We start from the raw sequence: 18,142 nt of genomic DNA, 5'->3' as shown, positions 1-18,142 counted from the left end.
GCGAGCATGGATCTCCACGAGGTCGAGGTGACCATAGCCCCGGACGGGACGACCCGGATCGAGGTCCGGGGCGTGACCGGGGCGGGCTGCCTCGATCTGACCGGCGGGCTGGAGGCGGCGCTCGGCGGCGAGGTGGTCGAGCGGGAGCTGACCGCCGAGGCGCGGGAGGTGCTGGAGCGGCGGGCGGACGACCGGCTCCGGCGGAGGCCCGGCGCATGACCCGGCCTCCCGGCCCGCCGCGCCCCCTGCGGGTGCACGCGTTCGAGCCGTTCAGCGAGGCGAACGGGCCGGGCGTGCGCGCGGTGGTGTGGCTGCAGGGCTGCACGCTCGCCTGCCCCGGCTGCTTCAACCCCGAGACGCACGGGCGCCTCGGCCGCGAGGTCGGCGTGGACGAGTTGTTCGCGTGCATCGCCGTCCTCGGCGGACGGATCGAGGGCGTGACGATCAGCGGCGGCGAGCCGCTCCAGCAGTTCCGCCCGCTGCTGCGGCTGCTGGCCCGGATCCGGGCGGAGACGTCGCTGTCGGTGCTGGTGCTCACCGGGTACGGGTGGGACGAGATCGTCCGGATGCCGGGCGCGGCGGCGCTGCGCGAGCGGGTGGACGTCCTGCTCGCCGGGCGGTACCGGCGGGACCGGCGGCTCGGGCGGGGGCTGCGCGGGTCGTCCAACAAGACCGTGCACCTGTTCACCGACCGGTACACCGAGGCCGACCTCGACGCCGTCCCGGACGCCGAGGTGATCATCCGCGCGGACGGCACGCTGACGGTCACCGGCATCGACCCCCCGGGCCGGGACGGATGAGCGTGCCGGGATCCGTCCGGTGGCGGCGGCGGAGACGGGCGCGGCTGCTGGCGTCCGCGCGCACACCGGACGCGGCGGCGCGGCTGGCGCGGCTCGCCGCCGACCCGGACGCGCGGGTCCGCGGGATCGCCGGGGCCGCGCTCGCGGACCCGGGCGGCCAGGCGGGCATCGACGCGGTGTGCGACGTCCTGATCGAGGACGGCGGCGAGGAGCTGACGGCGCTGGTGCTGCGGGCGGGGTACCTGCCGTCCCGTCCGGAGCGGCGCGCGCTGGTGCTGTTCCTCACCGGACGGTTCGACGAGTACGCCGAACTCGACGTCGACGGCGCGCTGCTCGCGGCGGCGCGGGCCGTCGCGGGCGAGGGCCTGCGGGCGCGGCTGGCGGCCCGCGCCCGCGAGTCCGCGCGGGTCGAGTGGACGGGCCTCGGCACGGGCCCGCGCGGGGCCGGTGCGCCGACCCGCGCGATGACCGGCGCGGAGTGGGACGCCGCGATCGGGATCCTCGTCGCGTCCGGCCGGTGGGACGACCTGTGGCGGCTGGTCACGCGGACGCCGCCGCCGTGGAGCGCCCGCATCCTGCGCGAGCTGGCCGACCGGGGCCGCCGTCCCGCCGAGGCGGCCGCGTTCGAGGAGTTCGCCGCCCTCGCGCGGTCCTGCCCCGAGGGCGTCCCGACCGGGATCGCCACCGGCGAGTCGGTGGCGCTGGACGCGTTCGACACGCCCGCCTCGGCGTACCCGGCGCTCGCCGTCACCCCGGACGGGAGCCTGCTCGCGACCGGCGGCGAGGGCCGCGGCGTGCGGCTGTGGCACCTGCCGTCCGGCGCGCCCGCCGGGACGCTCGACCATCCCGGCGCGGTCTGCGACCTCGCGGTCTTCCCGGACGGGAGCCTGCTCGCGAGCTGCGACGGCGACTCCGTGCGGCTGTGGGACCTGCCCGCGCGGCGGCCGGCGGACCCGGCGGAGCTGCGGCGCGAGAGCGGCTCGGAGGTCCTTCCGGCGTTCGGCGTCCAGCTCGCGGTGGCGCCGGACGGGCGGTTCCTCGCGACCGCGGCACGCGGCGGGCCGCTCGTCTGGCGGCGTCCGTTCGGCGCTCCCGCCCGCGAACGGCGGTGCGGCAGCACGGGGTATCCCCCCATCGCCGCCGCCGGGACCGGCGGCGGGCTCATCGCCACCCACGACGGCGGCGGCGCGGTGCGGCTGTGGAGCCCGGATTCGGAGCGCCCGGTCACGGCCCTGGAGTACCACGACGACGACGTCGTGACCATGGCGGTGTCCCCGCGCGGCGACCTGCTCGCCGCCTCCGGGTGGGACGGGACCGTCCAGGTGTGGCGGCTGCCGTCCGGGGAGCCCGCCGCGCGGCTCACCGGCCACGCGGCGGCGGTGTCGGCGCTCGCGATGTCGCCCGACGGGCGGCTGCTGGCCACCGCCGACCACGCCGGATCGGTCCGGCTGTGGCGGCTGCCGTCCGGCGCGCCCGCCGCCCGGCTCACCGGGCGCGGCCGGGCCGTCACCGCGCTGGCGGTCAGCGCGGACGGCGGGCTGCTGGCCGGCGGGGACGACCGCGGCCGGATCCGGCTCTGGCGGCTGCCGGACGGCGCGGCGGCCGGGGCGTGGGCCGCGCACCCGAAGGAGGTCGGGAAGCTGGCGTTCACGCCCGCCGGGACGCTGCTGATCAGCGCGGCCGGGGAGCGGTTCGTCCGGCTGTGGCGGCTGCGCCATCCGGCGCTGCGGGCGCCGCTCGGCACCCCGGTGGACGAGCTGGACAAGGCGGCGGCCGGGCGGCTGCCGGACCTCGTCGGCGACGACCGCGACCGGCCGTGGGCGCTGCTGGTCGCCGCGCTCGTCGAGTGGCGCCACCGGCACGACATCGAGCTGGCCGCGGCGGCGCCGGACGCGTCCGACATCGAAGTGGAGGGCGGATGACGGACGACGAGCTGGACGGCCTGGCCGCCAGGCTGGCCGGGGCCGGGCGGTGGGGGCGGCGCCGGGCGGCGCGGCGGCTGGCCGCCGACCGGTCGCCGGGGGCGGTCCGGGCGCTGGCGCTCGCGCTCGCGTCCGGGCCGGACCGGCGCACCGCCGCCGTCGCCGAGCGGGCGCTCACCGGCCTGGCCGACCGCACGTGCGTCGACGCCGTCTGCGATGTCATGATCGCCGACGGCGACGACCGGCTCGCGACGCTGGTCCGCGCGGCGGGCTACCGGCACTCGGACCCGGCGAGCCAGGCGCTGCTGCTGTTCATGACCGGCGACTACCGCGGCTACGCCGAGCTGGACTTCGACGGGTCCATGCTGGCCGCCGCCCACGCCGCCGCCGACGACGGGCTCCGCGCCCGCCTCGCCGACCGGGCCCGCGCGTCGGCGCGGGTCGAGTGGGTGGACGCGGTCGTCGAGGCGCGCGGCGCGGAGCGGCTCGCCGCCGTGTCGGCGCGGGAGTGGGAGGCGGCGGTCGAGACGCTGACCGCGAAGCGGCGGTGGCCGGGGCTGTGGCGGCTGGCGCAGGAGGCGCCCGCGCCGTGGGCGGCGTGGATGCTCCGCATCCTCGCCGAGCAGCGGTGGCGGCCCCCGGACGCGGCGGAGCGGCCCGGCTACCGCAGGCTCACCGCCCTCGCCGGGCAGTGCTTCGGGGAGCCGGAGAAGGGGTTCGCCGACGCGCCGACGGTCCTCGACGGCTACCCGGGGCGGGTCGAGCGGCTCGCCGTGACCCCGGACGGCGGGATGCTCGTCAGCGCGGGCAAGGGCGACGGCGTCCGGCTCTGGGACCTGCCGTCGGGCGACCACATCGAGGCCCTCGTCCACGGCAACTGGTTCGACCTCGCGATCCTCCCGGGCGGGACCCGGCTGGCGGCGGGCTGCATGGACCGGGTGACCGTGTGGCGGCTGCCGTCCGGCGACCCGGTCACGACGCTGCCCGTCCCGGGGCACACCGCGAAGTCCAGCACGCTGCTCGCGACTCCGGACGGCGGGCTACTGCTCGCCGCGGGCGCGTGGCTGCGGGCCTACGGCCCGGCCTGGAGCGAGCGGTGGGCCGCCCGGCGCGGGAGCGCGAACGACCACGACGCGGTCGCCCTGGTGAACGGCCGCGCCGTCAGCGCCGAATGGAGCGGCGCCATCCGCGTCTACGACCTGGACACCGGCGAGTCGGCGGTCGCCCCCCTGCACGGCCATCCCGCCCCGGTCCGCTGCGTCGCCGCCACCCCGGACGGGACGCTCCTCGCGAGCGGCGACGACAGGGGCGACATCCGGCTGTGGCGGTTGTCGGACGGCGAGCAGACCGGCACGGCGTTCGGCCATTCCGGACGCGTGACCGCCCTCGCGGTCGCACCGGACGGCGGGCTGCTCGCCAGCGCGGGCAAGGACGGGACGGTGCGCCTGTGGCGGCTGCCGGACGGCGCGGCGGCGGGCGAGCTGACCGGGCACGAGGGCCGGGTGACGCACCTCGCCGTCACCCCGGACGGCCGGATCCTCGCGAGCGGCGGCCAGGACGGGACGGTCCGGCTGTGGCGGCTGCCGGACGGCGCGCCGCTCGCCGTCCGCGCCGAGCCCGGCGCCCGCGTGACCTGCCTCGCGGTGTCGCCCGACGGCGGGCTGCTGGCGGGCGGCGACGCGCGGGGCGGGCTGCGGCTGTGGAAGCTCTGGCACCCGGACCTGGCCGACGCGTGCCGCGTCCCGGCGGCGCGGCTCGCCCCGTCCGCCGCGACGCGCCTGGTCGAGGCGTGCCGGGACCGGTCGCCGGACGAGCGCGCCTGGGCGCGGTTGGTCGCCGCGCTCGCCGAGTGGCGGCACCGCCACGACGTGGAGCTGGCCGACGAGAGCGCGGCGGCCGGGCCCGCCGACATCGAGATCGACCGTGAAAGGGGCTAGCCGGATGAACGGCGGCACGGGATTCGACGCGGAGCTCGACCTCTTCCTGCGCGCCAGGTACACGCTGGTCGTGGTCGTCACCGTGGAGGAGGAGCGGGCGCTGCGCGCCGTCGCCGACGTGTGCGCGCGCGGCGGCCGCCCGTGCCTCGCCTGGGACGTCGCGGACGGCTTCGAGGCCCTGACATCGGGCTCGTCCGGCTCGTCCAACTCGTCCGGGGCGCTTCCGGCGGCGCGGGACCCGCTCACCGTCATCGAGCAGGTGGAGAAGATGGACGGCGACGTGACGTTCGTCCTCAAGGACTTCCACGACTGCTGGACGAACACGCAGGTGAAGCGGAAGCTGCGCAGCGCGGTGCAGCGCCTCCGCTACACCCGCAAGTCGGTGATCGTGACGGCGCCGACGCGGGTCGTCCCCGAGGAGCTGAGGGACGAGGCCGTCGTCCTGGAACTGCCGCTGCCCGACGCCGGGCAGCTCGACGAGGTCCTGACCGCGCTGACGAAGACGCCCGGCGTCAAGGTCGACCTGACGCGGGCGGGGCAGGAGAAGCTCGGGCAGGCCGCGCTCGGGATGACGGCCGCGCAGGCGCGCCGCGCGTACGCCAAGGCGATCGTCCGGGACAACGCGCTGGACGACCGGCACATCGAGGCCGTCGTCCGGGAGAAGAAGGAGGTCATCCGGGCGAGCGAGGCGCTGGAGTTCCACCCCGTCCACGAGACGCCGGACGACGTGGGCGGCCTCGACGTCCTGAAGGAGTGGCTGCGGCTCCGCGAGCGCGCGTTCACGCAGGAGGCGCGCGACTACGGGCTGCCCGCGCCGAAGGGCATCGCGCTGATCGGCATCCCCGGCACCGGCAAGAGCCTGACCGCGAAGATGATCGGCGGGCTGTGGCGGCTGCCGCTGCTGCGGCTCGACGTCGGCGCCCTGTTCGGCTCGCTCGTCGGGGAGGCGGAGGAGCGGACCCGGCAGGCGCTGCGCCTCGCCGAGACGGTCGCGCCGTGCGTGGTGTGGATCGACGAGATGGAGAAGGCGCTCGCGCACGGCGGCGGCGACTCCGGCACCAGCACCCGCGTCTTCGGGACGATCCTCACCTGGATGCAGGAGAAGACCACGCCGTGCTTCGTCGTCGGCACCGCCAACGACGTCGGCAGCCTGCCGCCGGAGGTGCTGCGCAAGGGGCGGTTCGACGAGATCTTCTTCCTGGACCTGCCGACGCCCGAGGAGCGCGCCGAGATCCTGGCCGTCCACCTGCGCAAACGCAACCGGCTGCCGAGCGACTACGACGTCCCCCTGATGGCGAGGCGCGCCGAGGGCTACGTCGGCGCGGAGATCGAGCAGGCCATCGTGGACGCGATGTACGTCGGCTTCAACCAGGACCGCGAGTTCCGCACCGACGACGTCGTCGCCGCGCTCGACCGGCAGGTGCCGCTGTCGGTGTCCCAGCGGGAGACGATCGCCGCGCTGCGCGGCTGGCTCCGCGAGGGCCGCGCGCAGTCCGCGTCGTTCGCCGAGGCGGTCGAGGCGGAGCGGCGGTTCGTCGTCCCGCTGGAGCCCCTCGACCCGCTCAATCCCTGAGGAGGAAGGACGGCATGTCCCACTTCACCACGATGGCCACGCGCATCACCGACGTCGAGGCGCTGCGCGCCGCGCTCGCCGACGTCGGGTTCGGCGACGTCGAGGTCCACGACGAGCCGCGGCCGCTGTACGGCTACCGGGGCGACCGGCGCGCGGAGGCCGCGCACGTGATCGTCCGGCGGCGGCACATCGGCCGCCTGTCCAACGACATCGGCTTCCGGCGCGGCCCGGACGGGCACTTCACCGCGACGATCAGCCAGTTCGACCGGCGGAAGTACGACGAGCGATGGGTCGGGCGGGTCACCGCCAGGCACGCCTACCACGTGACGTCCCGGACGCTCGCCGACCAGGGCTTCCACCTCGCCGAGGAGGCCACGGAACGGGACGGGACCGTCCGGCTCGTCCTGCGCCGGGTGGGGTAGCCCGCCCGGTCAGGAGTTGGCGGGGACGGTGCTGATGACCTTCCCCTTCAGGTTCACGGCGAGGTAGCCGCCGCCGTAGTCGTCGGTGAGGTAGACGAGCATGGTGGGGGCGTCGCCGTTGAACGTCCAGGCGGCGCGCACGATGACGTACCGGTTGGTCGGCTTCGGCACCTTCAGCGTGCGGGCGGCGCGGTTCAGCAGGGACGGCAGCGCCTCCCAGTTGAAGGTCTTGAGGTCGACCTTGGCGTCGCCGGTCGTGATGGCGACGCTCGGACGGCTCCGCACCGCCGCGTCCGCGCCCTTCTCGTAGATGTAGTTGTCGAAGGCGGAGCGGCGCCCGGCGACGGGCGCGTCGGCGGACGCCCGGTCCGGGTAGACGGAGAACTCGGCGAACTTCGTGCTGCCCGACGCCGCCTCGAACTTCTTGATCACGTCGCGGATCGCGGCGGGCGTCAGCAGCGTCGTGACCCGCGTTCCGCCGCCGCCCCCGCTTCCCCGCGCGGTCGTCGTCGGCGTCGCCGCCGTCCGGCCGCCGGGGCCCGCCGCCGAGCCGCGGCTCGCGTCCATGATCTTCGGGACGACGACGACCAGCGTCGCGATGAGCGCCACGACGGCCGACAGCGCGATCCCGGCGGCGATCCCGACCAGCCACCGCCCCCCGTCGCGGCGCGGTCGCCGCATCCCGCCCGTGGTGGAGTACGGCAGAGCGGCGTGGGGCAGGGAGGCGTGCGGCGGCGCGGCGTTCGGGTGGGTGCCGGGGCCGGGCGGCGGCGGCGCGGGAAAGGCGGGCGGCGGCGGGAACGCCGGGCCCGGCGCGGTGGTGACGGCGTCGGCGGCCTGGGCGAGCATCTGATCGAGCTGCTGCGCCGGAGGACGCGCCGCCGGTTCCCGTACCAGCAGCGCCTGGAGAACCGGCGCGAGCCGCCCGGCGCGCTGCGGCGGCGGGATCGCCGCCGTCATGACGGCGGCGAGCGTCGCGGCGGCGGTCGGGCGGCGCAGCGGGTTGTGCCCCTCCACCGCCACGTACAGCAGCAGGCCGAGCGACCAGAGGTCGGAGGCGGGGTCGCCCTCGGTCCCGTGCAGCCGCTCGGGCGCGATGTACTCCGGCGAGCCGACGAGCCCGCCGGTCGCGGTGACGCGGGACGCCTCCTCCAGCACCGCGATGCCGAAGTCGGTGAGGACGGGCGTGCCGTCCGTCCGCATCAGGACGTTCGCGGGCTTGACGTCGCGGTGGCAGATCCCGGCCGCGTGCGCGGCCCGCAGCGCGCCGAGGATCCCGCGTCCGACGACGGCGCCCTCGCCGGGCGTGAGCGGCCCGGACGCGAGCCTGTCCTGCAGCGACGACCCCCGGACGAGCTCCATCACCAGCCACGGGTGCGGCATGTCCGGCGAGTCCACGATGTGGTGGATGGTCACCACGTTGGGGTGGTCGAGGCGGGCGAGGGCCCGCGCCTCCCGCATGACGCGCTCGCGCATCATCGCCGCGACGCCCGGGTCCTGGTGGGACGGCTCGGCGTCGGCGAGGCGCACCTCCTTCAGGGCGACCTCGCGCTCCAGCGCGAGGTCGAAGGCGCGCCACACGGTGCCCATGCCCCCGCTGCCGAGCCGTCCGCGCAGCTCGAAGCGCCCGTCGATCACCACCCGCTCTGCCGTCACGGCGCACAGCCTAGAACGAGCGGCTTCCGAATCGCCCGAAGTGTCCGGCATTCGGGCGGCCGCCCGTCCCCGGCTCAGACGAAGCGCTGGCGCAGCTCGCCGATGCCCTCGACGTGGCTGACCAGTTCGTCGCCCGGCGCGAGCCAGCGCTGCGGGGAGCGGCCGAGGCCGACCCCGGCGGGCGTCCCGGTGAACACGAGGTCGCCGGGCAGCAGCGGCAGCACCGCCGACAGCCGCTCGACCAGCAGCGGGACGGAGAAGATCAGCTCCCGGGTGCGGGCCTTCTGCACGTCCTCGCCGTTGATCGCCGAGCCGAGCGCGAGGTCGTCGGGGTCGGCGAACTCGTCCGGCGTGACGACCCACGGCCCGGTCGGCGCGAAGCCGGGGAACGACTTGCCGAGGCTGAACTGCGGCGCGGGCCCGGCGAGCTGGGACACCCGCTCGGAGATGTCCTGGCCGACGGTCAGGCCCGCGATGTGGTCCCACGCGTCCGCCGCCGGGACGTCGCGCGCCCGCCGTCCGATGACCGCGACCAGCTCGACCTCCCAGTCGGTGTTGCCGCCGGGCGGCAGGGCCACCTCGGTGACCGGGCCGGTGATGCTCGTCGCGAACTTGGTGAACACCGGGGGCAGGCCGTCCGGGACGTCGAAGCCCGACTCGGCCGCGTGGTCGCGGTAGTTGAGGCCGATCGCGAAGACCTGGCGCGGCTCGGGCACCGGGGCGCCGAGGTCCGCCTGGTCGAAGGCGGCGCCCGCCTCCCCCGAGACGGTGGCCGCCCAGGCGCGGAACGCGTCCCAGTCCTGGTAGACGGCCTGCGGATCGGGGCCGAACCGGCCGCCGCTCGCCGTCTCCACGTCCACCGCGCGCTCTTCGACGATCACGACCGAGCGACCCGCGAGGTTGCCGACGCGCACCCGTCCTCCTAATTCGTCATGATGATTAGGGCGATAATGCCCGCAGGTGAGACGGGACGTCAAGCCGGGCCCCTGCTAATGTCCATGCTGAATTAAAGGGAGGTGGACTCCGTGCCCGCTGAACCCCAGGCCCCCGCCGCCGGGCGGGCGGAGCTGGCCGCGGAGCGCGTCGCCGGCCTCGCCCGGTCCGCCGAGCCCGGGGCGCGCCTCGGCACGAAGAACGAGCTGCGCGCGCTGTGCGGGGTCTCGGTCAGCACGTTCAACGAGGCGCTGCGGCTGCTCCAGGCGCGCGGGCTCGTGTCGGTCCGGCCCGGCCCCGGCGGCGGGCTGTTCGCCGCCGAGCAGTCGCCGATGGTGCGGCTCGGCAACTCGATGCTGTCCCTGGACGCCGACAGCACGTCGGTCGCCGAGGCCATCCGCATCCGCGACGCGCTCGACCCGCTCCTCATCGAGGACGCCCTCTGGCACGCCTCCCCCGCCGACGTCGCGGACATGCGCGCGATCCTCGCCGAGATGGGCGCCGCCGCCGACGCCGCGGACGCCACCGCTTTCACCCGCGCCAACTGGCGGCTGCACGCGCGGATCGCGGCGGTCAGCCCGCACATCCTGCTCCGCTCCCTGTACGCCAACCTGCTGGACCTCATCGAGGGGCACACGCTGCGCGTCCTGCCGGACGGCGTCCGGCCGCTGCCCCCGTACCTGCACGAGCGCCACCGGCTGCACACCGATCTGGTGGAGGCCGTGGCCCGGCACGACCGTGACACGGCGATGCGCCTGATCCACGACCACAAGACGGGCGAGCCCGCCTCCTGATCCGGCCGTCCTAGCGGAGGCTGTGGACGCAGGCGAGCAGGGTGCGCGCCTCGATGTTGAGGTAGTGCTTGTGCTCGACCAGGTCCATGAGCTGCCGGACGGTCACCCAGCGGAAGTCCGGCGGCACGTCGAGCGGGAAGTCGGCGCCCACGTCGATCACCCGGTACCGCGACCGCGCGTGGTAGAAGCGCCCGCCCTCCTCGGACAGGACGGTGTCGAACCGCACCCGCGCCGGGTCCTCGGTCCGCGCCTCGGCGGCGAACGGGGCGGTGCGGCCGGGCTCGCCGTCCGCCGGCAACTGGACGGTCGGCCCGATCTCCACGAGGTCGGGCAGCCCCGCCTGCGGCCGGGCCCGCGCCAGCAGGTGCAGCACCCCGCCGATCGGGCGGGCGAGGAACGCCGACATGCCGACGCCGAGCGGTTCGAGCAGCGGCTGCGACCACGCGGTGACCTCCCGGCTCCCGGCCACGACCCGCGCGCCGATGATCCGGAAGGGGCCGCCGCCGTCCGCCGCCACCTCGTCGGGGCCGGTCGTCCAGCCGGGGACGTCCTTCAGCGGGACGGCCTCCACCCGCCAGTCGCAGGCGCTGCGCGCCTCGGTGAACCAGCTCAGCAGTTCCGCCCGGCCGGACGGCGCCGCCGCGCGGTCGTGGGAACGGCGCAGCGCGGCGGTGAATTCGTCGCGCGGAACGATCTCGGCCGCGTCACCCGGAAGGCACGAAAGGACCGTCCGGATGTCCATTCCGACGACGTTGTCCAGGGTCAGCAGTTCATTGATCTCCGCGCGCGTCATCCACCGGAAATCGGGGTGCTCGGGTATGTCCCCTGCCGCCTCGACGACGATGTTCCGGTTCCGTTTCCGCAGGAACCACGAGCCCTGTTCGGACTGCAGGACGTCGACCACGGGACGGCCCCGCCCGGCGCCTCGGAAATGCTCAAGATAACGCGTCTTCCGGCCGCCGTGGACGCGCGTGTAGTTGCTGCGGGTCGCCTGGACGGTCGGCGCGAGTTGCAGCGTGTTGATATTGCCCGGCTCCATCTTCGCCTGCACGAGATACCGCCGGACGCCACCGGACTCCCTGGTCAGGAGCCCGAGGATGCCGATCTCCGGCTGGTTCAGGATCGGCTGCGCCGCGCGGCGCCCGCCGTCGTCGTCCACCCGGACGCCCGCCACCGCGAAGAAGCGCCCGCTGTCGTGCACGAGATTCCCGGTGCCGGGGTCGAATCCCCATGCGTCCAACTCGGCGAAAGGGACGCGGGTCACCGAGCAGCGAATGGCGCGGGCCCGGTCGGCCAGCCATTCGCGGACGCCCGCGGAGCGGTTCGCATCGGTCGGCGCGGCCTGCGCTCCGGGCATGGCGGGCACTCCTTCGGTTCGGTTCCGCCAAGCCCAGCGCCGCCCGCTGAATTTCCGGCAACGCGCCGACAAAACACATGCTTTAGCGGTCGTTCAGCGCCCGCTTAGCGTCCCGTCTGAGCCTGAGTTCCGACACCGGAACCCCCATATGGCCGATGCGACACAAGGCCATCGACCTTCTGCGAGGCGAGGATGCCGACCGCCAAGAGCGACGTCAGCGAGCTGGCGATCTTCGGGGGCCCGCCGGCGTTCGACCGTCCGCTCGTCACCGGCACGCCGAGCCTGCCCGCGCGGGACGAGGCCCTCCGCCGCATCACCGCCTCGCTCGACGGGCGGCACTGGACCAACGGCGGCCCGCTGGTCGCCGAGCTGGAGCGCCGCTTCGCCGAGCTGACCGGGGTCCGGCACTGCCTCGCCGTCGCGAACGGGACGGTCGCGATCGAGGTGCTCGCCCGCGCGCTCGGCCTGTCCGGCGAGGTGATCGTCCCCTCCTTCACCTACGTCGCCACTGCGCACGCGCTGCGCTGGCACGGCATCACGCCCGTGTTCTGCGACATCGACGCCGCCACCGGCAACCTCGACCCGGCCCGCGTCCGCGCGCTGGTCTCGCCCCGGACCAGCGCGATCATGGGCGTGCACCTGTGGGGGCGGCCGTGCGACGTCCCCGCCCTGGAGGAGATCGCCGCCGAGCACGGGATCCCGCTGCTGTTCGACGCGGCGCACGCCGCGGGCTGCCGGTTCCGCGGCCGCCCGCTCGGCGCGCTCGGCCGCGCCGCCACCTTCAGCTTCCACCCGACGAAGGCCGTCAACTCCTTCGAGGGCGGCGCGATCACCACCGACGACGACGACCTCGCCGACCGGATCCGCGCCATGCGCAACTTCGGCAACGACGCCGCCGGAACGGTCCGCGGCGTCGGCACCAACGCCCGCATGAACGAGATCTGCGCCGCGATGGCGATCACCTCGCTGGCGCACCTGGACGAGGTCATGGACGCCAACCGGCGCAACCACGTCCGGTACCGGGAGGCGCTCGCCGACGTCCCGGGCCTCACCGTCCGCGTGCCGGGGCCGGGCGAGCTGAACAACCTCCAGTACGCGGTCATCGAGCTGGACGAGGGCGGCACGGACGCCGGGACCGGCGGCGGCCCGTCCCGCGACGACCTGCTCGCCGCGCTGCGGGCGGAGAACGTCCTCGCCAAGACCTACTTCCACCCCGGATGCCACCGGCTGGCCCCCTACCGGGACCGGCCGGCGCGGCACGCGCCGGCGCCGCTGCCCCGCACCGAGTCACTCGGCGACCGCGTCCTCGTGATGCCGACGGGCACCGCCGTCCGGCCGGACGAGGTGAGCCGCGTCTGCGACGTGCTCCGGCTCGCCGTCCGCGCGGGCCGCCGGCTGACCGCCGCCCACGCCGGCCCCGCAGACCGCTGATCAGCAGCCCAACCGAGGAGGCTTCCGTGCCAGCAGAGGACATCTTCATCTCGGGGGTCGGGGTGTACGAGCCGCCGACCGTCTCCATCGCGGACGCGGTGGCCGAGGGGAGCTACCCGGCCGAGCAGGCCGAGAGCGCCGGGCTGCTCGGGGTGCACGTCGCGGGCGACACCCCGGCCCCGGAGATGGCGCTGCACGCCGCCCGGGAGGCGCTGACCCGCGCCGGGCAGCCCGCCGCCGAGCTGGACGTCCAGCTCTACGCCGACTCCTGGCACCAGGGCCCGGACGGCTGGCTGCCGCAGTCCTACCTCCAGCACCACCTCGGCGGCGACTGCCTGTCGGTGGAGGTGCGCTCGGGCTGCAACGGGATGTTCACGGCGCTGGAGCTCGCGATCGGCTACCTGCGCGGCGACGGCGAGCGCCGCAGCGCGCTGGTCGTCACCGCCGACAACTTCGGCACCCCGCTGATGGACCGCTGGAACTCGGGCGTCGGATACATCCCGGCGGACGGCTCCAGCGCGCTGGTCCTGACCAAGCGCCCGTCGTTCGCGCAGGTCCTCGCGGCCCGCACGGTGACGGTCGCCGCCGCCGAGCAGGTCCACCGGGGCGACGAGCCGCTGTTCCCGCCGAGCGCGACCGTAGGCAGGTCCGTGGACTTCAACGGCCGCCTGCTGTCGTTCCGGGAGACGCTCAGGGGCAACCCCGACGGCGCCGCCCCGCTGTTCGAGGTGCAGAAGCAGACCGTGGAGATCGTGCACCGCTGCCTCTCCGACGCGGGCATCGAGCCGGGCGACCTCGCCCGCGTCGCGTTCAACAACTTCTCCAAGGAGATGGTCGAGCAGCGGATCATGGCCCCGCTCGGGCTGCCGCTGTCGAAGTCGACCTGGGAGTTCGGACGCGGCATCGGGCACGGCACCTGCGACCAGATCATGTCGTTCAACCACCTCCTCGCCGCGGGCGAGCTGGGCCCGGGCGACCACCTGCTGATGATGGGCGTCGCGCCCGGCATCACCCTCTCGGCGGCCGTCGTGAAGGTCGTCGACACGCCCCCGTGGGCGGCCTGATGGACTTCGGCCTCAGCGCGGACCAGCGGCGGCTCTACGACGGGACGCTCGCCGACGTGACCCGGCACCTGCCGGGGACCCGCCGCCGGGAGTCGTCCGCCGACCACTTCGCCCCGGACGAGTGGGCCGCCGCCGGACGCCTCGGCCTCACCGGCCTGTGCCTGCCCGCCGAGCACGGCGGCCGGGGGCTCGGCGCCCTCGACACGGCGCTCGCCCTGGAGGCGTTCGGCCGCGGCTGCGCCGACACCGGTCTCGTGTTCGCGGTCGCCGCACACCTGCTGGCCTGCGCGGTGCCCGTCCGCGACTTCGCGCGGGACCCGGTCCGGGACGGCCTGCTCGACGGCCTCGCGCGCGGCGACCTCATCGCCGCGAACGCGATGACCGAGGAGGGCGCGGGCTCCGACGTCGGGCGCCTCGCGACGACGGCGGAGCGCGACGGCGACGACTACGTCCTGCACGGCGTGAAGTCGTTCGCCAGCAACGCCCCCGCCGCCGACGTGTTCGTCACCTACGCCGTCACCGACCCGTCCGCCGGGTTCCTCGGGATCAGCGCGTTCGCCGTCCCGCGCGAGCTGTCCGGCGTCGTGGTGGGGCCCCCGCTGCGGAAGATGGGCCTGCACGGCTGCCCGGCCGGACGGGTCGAGTTCGTCCGCTGCCGGGTGCCCGAGCGGTACCGGCTCGGCGAGGAGGGCGACGGCAGCGCGATCTTCCAGCACTCGATGGGCTGGGAGCGGGCGTGCCTGTTCGCCGCCTACGTCGGGCTGATGGACCGGCAGCTCCGCGACTGCGTCCGGCACGCGCGGGAGCGGCGCCAGTTCGGCCACGGCATCGGCGAGTTCCAGGCCGTCTCGCACCGGCTCGCCACCATGACGCAGCGGCTTGAGGGCTGCCGCCTGCTGCTCTACCGCGCGTGCTGGCTCCTCGACCAGGGCCAGGACGCCACCACGGCGGCGGCCGTCGCGAAGGTGTCGGTGTCGGAGGCGTCCGTCGCCAACAGCCTCGACGCCGTCCAGATCTTCGGCGGCTCCGGCTATCTCAGCCCCGCCGGGATCGAGCAGCAGCTCCGCGACTCGGTGCCGAGCACCATCTTCTCCGGTACGTCGGAGATCCAGCGGGAGATCATCGCGAAGGGGGCCGGGCTGTGAACCTGCACCGGCGGCTGATCGACTCGGCGGCCCGGCGCCCGGACGCGCCCGCCGTCGTCGACGAGGCCGGCACGCGCACCTACCGGGAGCTGGACGACCTCGCGGGCGCCATCGCCCGGCGGCTCGCCGCGCTCGGCGTCCGGCGCGGCGACCGGGTGGTGCTGTGGGCGGACAAGTCCGCCGCCGTCGTCGCCGCGATGCAGGGCGTCCTGCGGCTCGGCGCGGCCTACGTCCCGGTGGACGGCGCGTCGCCCGCCGGGCGCGTCGCCGCCCTCGCCCGCGACTGCGGCGCGCGGGCCGTCTGCGTCGGCGACGGCCGCCTCGGCGCGCTCCGCGCCGAACTCGGCGCGGACGCCGAATACCTCGACCTCGACCTCCCGCTCACCGCCGACGGCCCGTCGCCCGACGAGCCGTGCGACCCCGGCGACCTGGCGTTCATCCTCTACACCTCCGGCTCCACCGGGACGCCGAAGGGCGTGTGCATCAGCCACCGCGCCGCCCTCGCCTTCGTCGACTGGGCGGTCGGGCTGCTGGACGCCACGGCCGCCGACCGGTTCGCCAACCACGCCCCGTTCACCTTCGACCTGTCGGTGCTCGACCTGTACGCGCCGCTCACCGTCGGCGCGTCGGTGCACCTGATCCCGTCCGCGCTCGGGTACGCGCCGGGGCAGCTCGTCGACCTGCTGTACGAGCGGGAGATCACCGTCTGGTACTCCGTCCCGTCCGTGCTGATCCTGATGATGCGCGACGGCGGGCTGCTGGAGCGGCCGCCCTCGGCCGCGCTGCGGGCGGTCCTGTTCGCGGGCGAGCCGTTCCCGATCAACTACGTCCGGCGGCTCGCCGACTGGACGACCGCGCCCCTGTTCAACCTGTACGGCCCCACCGAGACCAACGTCTGCACCTTCCACCGCGTCGAGCCCGCCGACCTGGACCGCGACCGGCCCGTCCCGATCGGCCGCCCGAGCTGCGGCGACGACGTGTGGGCGGTCCGCCAGGACGGCGCCCCCGCCGCCGAGGGCGAGGAGGGCGAGCTGATGGTCGACGGCCCCACGGTCATGCTCGGCTACTGGGGCGGCGAACCGCAGCGGGGGCCGTACGCGACGGGCGACGTCGTCCGCGTCCTGCCCGGCGGCGCGTTCGACTACGTCGGCCGCCGCGACCACATGGTCAAGGTCCGCGGGCACCGCATCGAGCTCGGCGAGGTCGAGGCCGCCCTCGCCGCCCACCCCGACGTCGACCAGGTCTCGGTCGTCGTCGCCGGCACGGCCGTGAACGCGCGGCTCGTCGCCTTCATCGTCCCCCGGCCGGGGCGGGCGCCCGGCGTCCTCGACCTGAAGGAGCACAGCTCTCGGCGACTGCCCCGCTACATGATCGCCGACCGGTTCCATCTCGTGCCCGAACTCCCGCGCACGCGCAACGGCAAGGTCGACCGGACCCTGCTCGTCGAAAGGCACGTCGAAAGGACAGTCAGTGTCACATGATCAATTGTCCGAGCACCTGATCTCCTTCATCAGGGACAGGTTCCTCGCCGGCGACCCGCGCGGCGAGCTCACCGAGACGTCCCCGCTGCTGGAGTGGGGCGTGCTCGACTCGCTGAACACGGCGGTGCTGCTCACCCACATCCGGGACGACCTCGGCATCGCCATCCCCCCGGCGAAGGTCAGCGCCCGGTTCTTCAAGGACGTGCGCAGCATCGCCGAGATGATCGACGACCTCCCCCAGACGGCCAAGGCGGACGGAGCCCACCATGGAGCCTGACTTCGACGTCGCGATCATCGGCGGCGGCCCGGCGGGCTCGACCGCCGCCTCCTACCTCGCGGGCGCCGGCCTCTCGGTCGTCGTGTTCGAGGGCGAGATCTTCCCGCGCGAGCACGTCGGCGAGTCGCTGATCCCCGCGACGACGCCCGTGTTCAACGAGATCGGCGTGATGGAGAAGATCGAGGAGGCGAAGTTCCCGAAGAAGTACGGCGCGGCCTGGACGACGGCCGAGTCCCGCTACACCGAGCGGACGAACTTCACCAAGAACCTCGAGCACATCCAGTCGGCGGAGGTCCTGCGCTCGGCGGAGATCCTCTTCAGCGAGCGCGACCAGCCGGGCGTCGACCGCGACTACACCTTCCACGTCGACCGCGGACGCTTCGACGCCATCCTGCTGAAGCACTCGCAGAGCCGCGGCGCGCGGGTGTTCAACGGCGTCCGCGTCCTGAAGGTCGACTTCTCCGACCCGGAGATCGTCACCCTCACCACGCGGATCGGCCCGCGCGAGACGACGTTCACCTCCCGCATGGTCGTGGACGCGTCCGGGCGGCAGACCCTGCTCGGCCGCCAGCTGAAGGTCAAGGTCCCCGACCCGGTGTTCGACCAGTACGCCGTGCACGCCTGGTTCGAGGGGCTGGACCGCAACGCGCTGTCGTCGGACCCGTCCGAGGCCGACTTCATCTTCATCCACTACCTGCCCATCAACGACAGCTGGGTCTGGCAGATCCCCATCACCGACACGATCACCAGCGTGGGGGTCGTGACGCAGAAGAAGCGGTTCCGCGAGTCCGGCGTCGACCGCGACACGTTCTTCTGGGACTACATCCAGAGCCGTCCGGAGCTGCACAAGGAGCTCCAGAAGTGCGAGCAGGTGCGGCCGCTCAAGACCGAGGGCGACTACAGCTACTCCATGAAGGAGATCTGCGGCGACCGGTTCGTCCTCATCGGGGACGCGGCGAGGTTCGTCGACCCGATCTTCTCCAGCGGGGTGAGCGTCGCGGTCAACAGCGCGCGGATCGCGTCCTACGACATCATCGAGGCCCACAAGGCGGGCGACTTCGGCAAGGAGCGCTTCGCGACCTATGAGCGGCGGCTCCGCCGGGCCGTCCGCAACTGGTACGAGTTCATCACGATCTACTACCGGCTGAACGTGCTGTTCACGGCCTTCGTCAAGGACCCCGAGTACCGCATCGACGTGCTGAAGATGCTGCAGGGCGACGTCTACGACGAGGAGGAGCCGAAGGCCCTCGCCGCCATGCGCGAGGTGGTGGAGGTCGTGGAGAACGACCCCGAGCACCTGTGGCACCCCTACCTGGGTTCGCTGCGCATCAACACCGTCATCTGACCGGG

Annotated in this window: 16 protein-coding genes; 13 read left to right on the top strand and 3 right to left on the bottom strand. The window is 74.7% G+C overall.

Annotated elements, in window-relative coordinates; all coding sequences use genetic code 11:
• Positions 1-6: 6 nt before the first annotated feature.
• Genes ACH01S_RS28475 through ACH01S_RS28450 form a run of 6 tightly spaced genes read left to right on the top strand, consistent with a single transcriptional unit; the run spans position 7 to position 6,654 of the window.
• Positions 7-219 carry a DUF2997 domain-containing protein gene (locus ACH01S_RS28475; RefSeq protein WP_067898209.1) on the top strand — a complete coding sequence of 71 codons (213 nt, stop codon included), beginning with the start codon at positions 7-9 and terminating at the stop codon, positions 217-219.
• Complete coding sequence (locus tag ACH01S_RS28470) at positions 216-800, top strand: 4Fe-4S single cluster domain-containing protein (RefSeq protein WP_067898207.1); 585 nt, start codon at positions 216-218, stop codon at positions 798-800. Before ACH01S_RS28475 ends, ACH01S_RS28470 begins: the two co-directional genes overlap by 4 nt.
• A complete protein-coding gene (locus tag ACH01S_RS28465) occupies positions 797-2,722 on the top strand; it encodes a WD40 repeat domain-containing protein (protein ID WP_148344385.1) in 1,926 nt (641 codons plus the stop codon). The genes ACH01S_RS28470 and ACH01S_RS28465 overlap by 4 nt, the downstream gene beginning before the upstream one ends.
• Complete coding sequence (locus ACH01S_RS28460) at positions 2,719-4,659, top strand: WD40 repeat domain-containing protein (protein WP_067898201.1); 1,941 nt, start codon at positions 2,719-2,721, stop codon at positions 4,657-4,659. Before ACH01S_RS28465 ends, ACH01S_RS28460 begins: the two co-directional genes overlap by 4 nt.
• A 4-nt stretch (positions 4,660-4,663) precedes the next feature.
• The gene (locus tag ACH01S_RS28455) at positions 4,664-6,232 is read left to right on the top strand and encodes a Ycf46 family AAA ATPase (protein ID WP_067898198.1); all 1,569 of its coding nucleotides are present in this window, start codon (positions 4,664-4,666) and stop codon (positions 6,230-6,232) included.
• Positions 6,233-6,246: 14 nt separating this feature from the next.
• The gene (locus ACH01S_RS28450) at positions 6,247-6,654 is read left to right on the top strand and encodes a DUF1257 domain-containing protein (protein WP_067898195.1); all 408 of its coding nucleotides are present in this window, start codon (positions 6,247-6,249) and stop codon (positions 6,652-6,654) included.
• A 9-nt stretch (positions 6,655-6,663) separates the two neighbouring features.
• Here the strand turns inward: ACH01S_RS28450 and ACH01S_RS28445 are convergent, their stop codons facing one another.
• Together ACH01S_RS28445 and ACH01S_RS28440 are read right to left on the bottom strand one after the other, a co-directional pair.
• Positions 6,664-8,310 (bottom strand): serine/threonine-protein kinase, encoded by a 1,647-nt coding sequence (locus ACH01S_RS28445; protein ID WP_246236708.1) that lies wholly within the window; start codon positions 8,308-8,310, stop codon positions 6,664-6,666.
• Positions 8,311-8,384: 74 nt separating this feature from the next.
• The gene (locus ACH01S_RS28440) at positions 8,385-9,224 is read right to left on the bottom strand and encodes a fumarylacetoacetate hydrolase family protein (RefSeq protein ID WP_067898192.1); all 840 of its coding nucleotides are present in this window, start codon (positions 9,222-9,224) and stop codon (positions 8,385-8,387) included.
• A 111-nt stretch (positions 9,225-9,335) separates the two neighbouring features.
• On the opposite strand from ACH01S_RS28440, the gene ACH01S_RS28435 reads away from it, so the two are divergent.
• Complete coding sequence (locus ACH01S_RS28435; protein ID WP_246236706.1) at positions 9,336-10,037, top strand: FadR/GntR family transcriptional regulator; 702 nt, start codon at positions 9,336-9,338, stop codon at positions 10,035-10,037.
• Positions 10,038-10,047: 10 nt separating this feature from the next.
• Here the strand turns inward: ACH01S_RS28435 and ACH01S_RS28430 are convergent, their stop codons facing one another.
• The gene (locus ACH01S_RS28430; protein ID WP_067898186.1) at positions 10,048-11,394 is read right to left on the bottom strand and encodes an NDP-hexose 2,3-dehydratase family protein; all 1,347 of its coding nucleotides are present in this window, start codon (positions 11,392-11,394) and stop codon (positions 10,048-10,050) included.
• 192 nt (positions 11,395-11,586) lie between these two features.
• Between ACH01S_RS28430 and ACH01S_RS28425 the strand changes: the two genes are divergently transcribed.
• From ACH01S_RS28425 to ACH01S_RS28400, 6 genes are read left to right on the top strand one after another with little or no spacing between them, the layout of a single operon-like run.
• On the top strand, positions 11,587-12,825 hold the full coding sequence (locus tag ACH01S_RS28425) for an aminotransferase class I/II-fold pyridoxal phosphate-dependent enzyme (protein WP_067898183.1): 1,239 nt from the start codon (positions 11,587-11,589) through the stop codon (positions 12,823-12,825).
• A gap of 26 nt (positions 12,826-12,851) precedes the next feature.
• Positions 12,852-13,889, top strand: coding sequence for a ketoacyl-ACP synthase III family protein (locus tag ACH01S_RS28420; protein ID WP_067898180.1), 1,038 nt, complete (start codon positions 12,852-12,854; stop codon positions 13,887-13,889).
• The gene (locus tag ACH01S_RS28415; RefSeq protein ID WP_067898365.1) at positions 13,889-15,034 is read left to right on the top strand and encodes an acyl-CoA dehydrogenase family protein; all 1,146 of its coding nucleotides are present in this window, start codon (positions 13,889-13,891) and stop codon (positions 15,032-15,034) included. The genes ACH01S_RS28420 and ACH01S_RS28415 overlap by 1 nt, the downstream gene beginning before the upstream one ends.
• Positions 15,031-16,515, top strand: coding sequence for an amino acid adenylation domain-containing protein (locus tag ACH01S_RS28410; RefSeq protein ID WP_067898177.1), 1,485 nt, complete (start codon positions 15,031-15,033; stop codon positions 16,513-16,515). Before ACH01S_RS28415 ends, ACH01S_RS28410 begins: the two co-directional genes overlap by 4 nt.
• Positions 16,505-16,792 (top strand): acyl carrier protein, encoded by a 288-nt coding sequence (locus tag ACH01S_RS28405; protein ID WP_067898175.1) that lies wholly within the window; start codon positions 16,505-16,507, stop codon positions 16,790-16,792. Before ACH01S_RS28410 ends, ACH01S_RS28405 begins: the two co-directional genes overlap by 11 nt.
• Positions 16,782-18,137, top strand: a complete 1,356-nt coding sequence (locus ACH01S_RS28400; protein ID WP_067898172.1) for an NAD(P)/FAD-dependent oxidoreductase — start codon at positions 16,782-16,784, stop codon at positions 18,135-18,137. Before ACH01S_RS28405 ends, ACH01S_RS28400 begins: the two co-directional genes overlap by 11 nt.
• Positions 18,138-18,142 lie beyond the last annotated feature (5 nt).

The organism is Actinomadura chibensis NBRC 106107, from assembly GCF_001552135.1.
Taxonomy (GTDB): domain Bacteria; phylum Actinomycetota; class Actinomycetes; order Streptosporangiales; family Streptosporangiaceae; genus Spirillospora; species Spirillospora chibensis.
This window is presented reverse-complemented; position numbering and strand designations above follow the sequence as displayed.

Excerpts from the sequence above, each read along its gene's own strand:
- ACH01S_RS28475 (WP_067898209.1), top strand. The coding sequence starts at position 7 with ATGGATCTCCACGAGGTCGAGGTGACCATAGCCCCGGACGGGACGACC.
- ACH01S_RS28470 (WP_067898207.1), top strand. The coding sequence starts at position 216 with ATGACCCGGCCTCCCGGCCCGCCGCGCCCCCTGCGGGTGCACGCGTTC.
- ACH01S_RS28465 (WP_148344385.1), top strand. The coding sequence starts at position 797 with ATGAGCGTGCCGGGATCCGTCCGGTGGCGGCGGCGGAGACGGGCGCGG.
- ACH01S_RS28460 (WP_067898201.1), top strand. The coding sequence starts at position 2,719 with ATGACGGACGACGAGCTGGACGGCCTGGCCGCCAGGCTGGCCGGGGCC.
- ACH01S_RS28455 (WP_067898198.1), top strand. The coding sequence starts at position 4,664 with ATGAACGGCGGCACGGGATTCGACGCGGAGCTCGACCTCTTCCTGCGC.
- ACH01S_RS28450 (WP_067898195.1), top strand. The coding sequence starts at position 6,247 with ATGTCCCACTTCACCACGATGGCCACGCGCATCACCGACGTCGAGGCG.
- ACH01S_RS28430 (WP_067898186.1), bottom strand. The coding sequence starts at position 11,394 with ATGCCCGGAGCGCAGGCCGCGCCGACCGATGCGAACCGCTCCGCGGGC.
- ACH01S_RS28425 (WP_067898183.1), top strand. The coding sequence starts at position 11,587 with ATGCCGACCGCCAAGAGCGACGTCAGCGAGCTGGCGATCTTCGGGGGC.
- ACH01S_RS28415 (WP_067898365.1), top strand. The coding sequence starts at position 13,889 with ATGGACTTCGGCCTCAGCGCGGACCAGCGGCGGCTCTACGACGGGACG.
- ACH01S_RS28400 (WP_067898172.1), top strand. The coding sequence starts at position 16,782 with ATGGAGCCTGACTTCGACGTCGCGATCATCGGCGGCGGCCCGGCGGGC.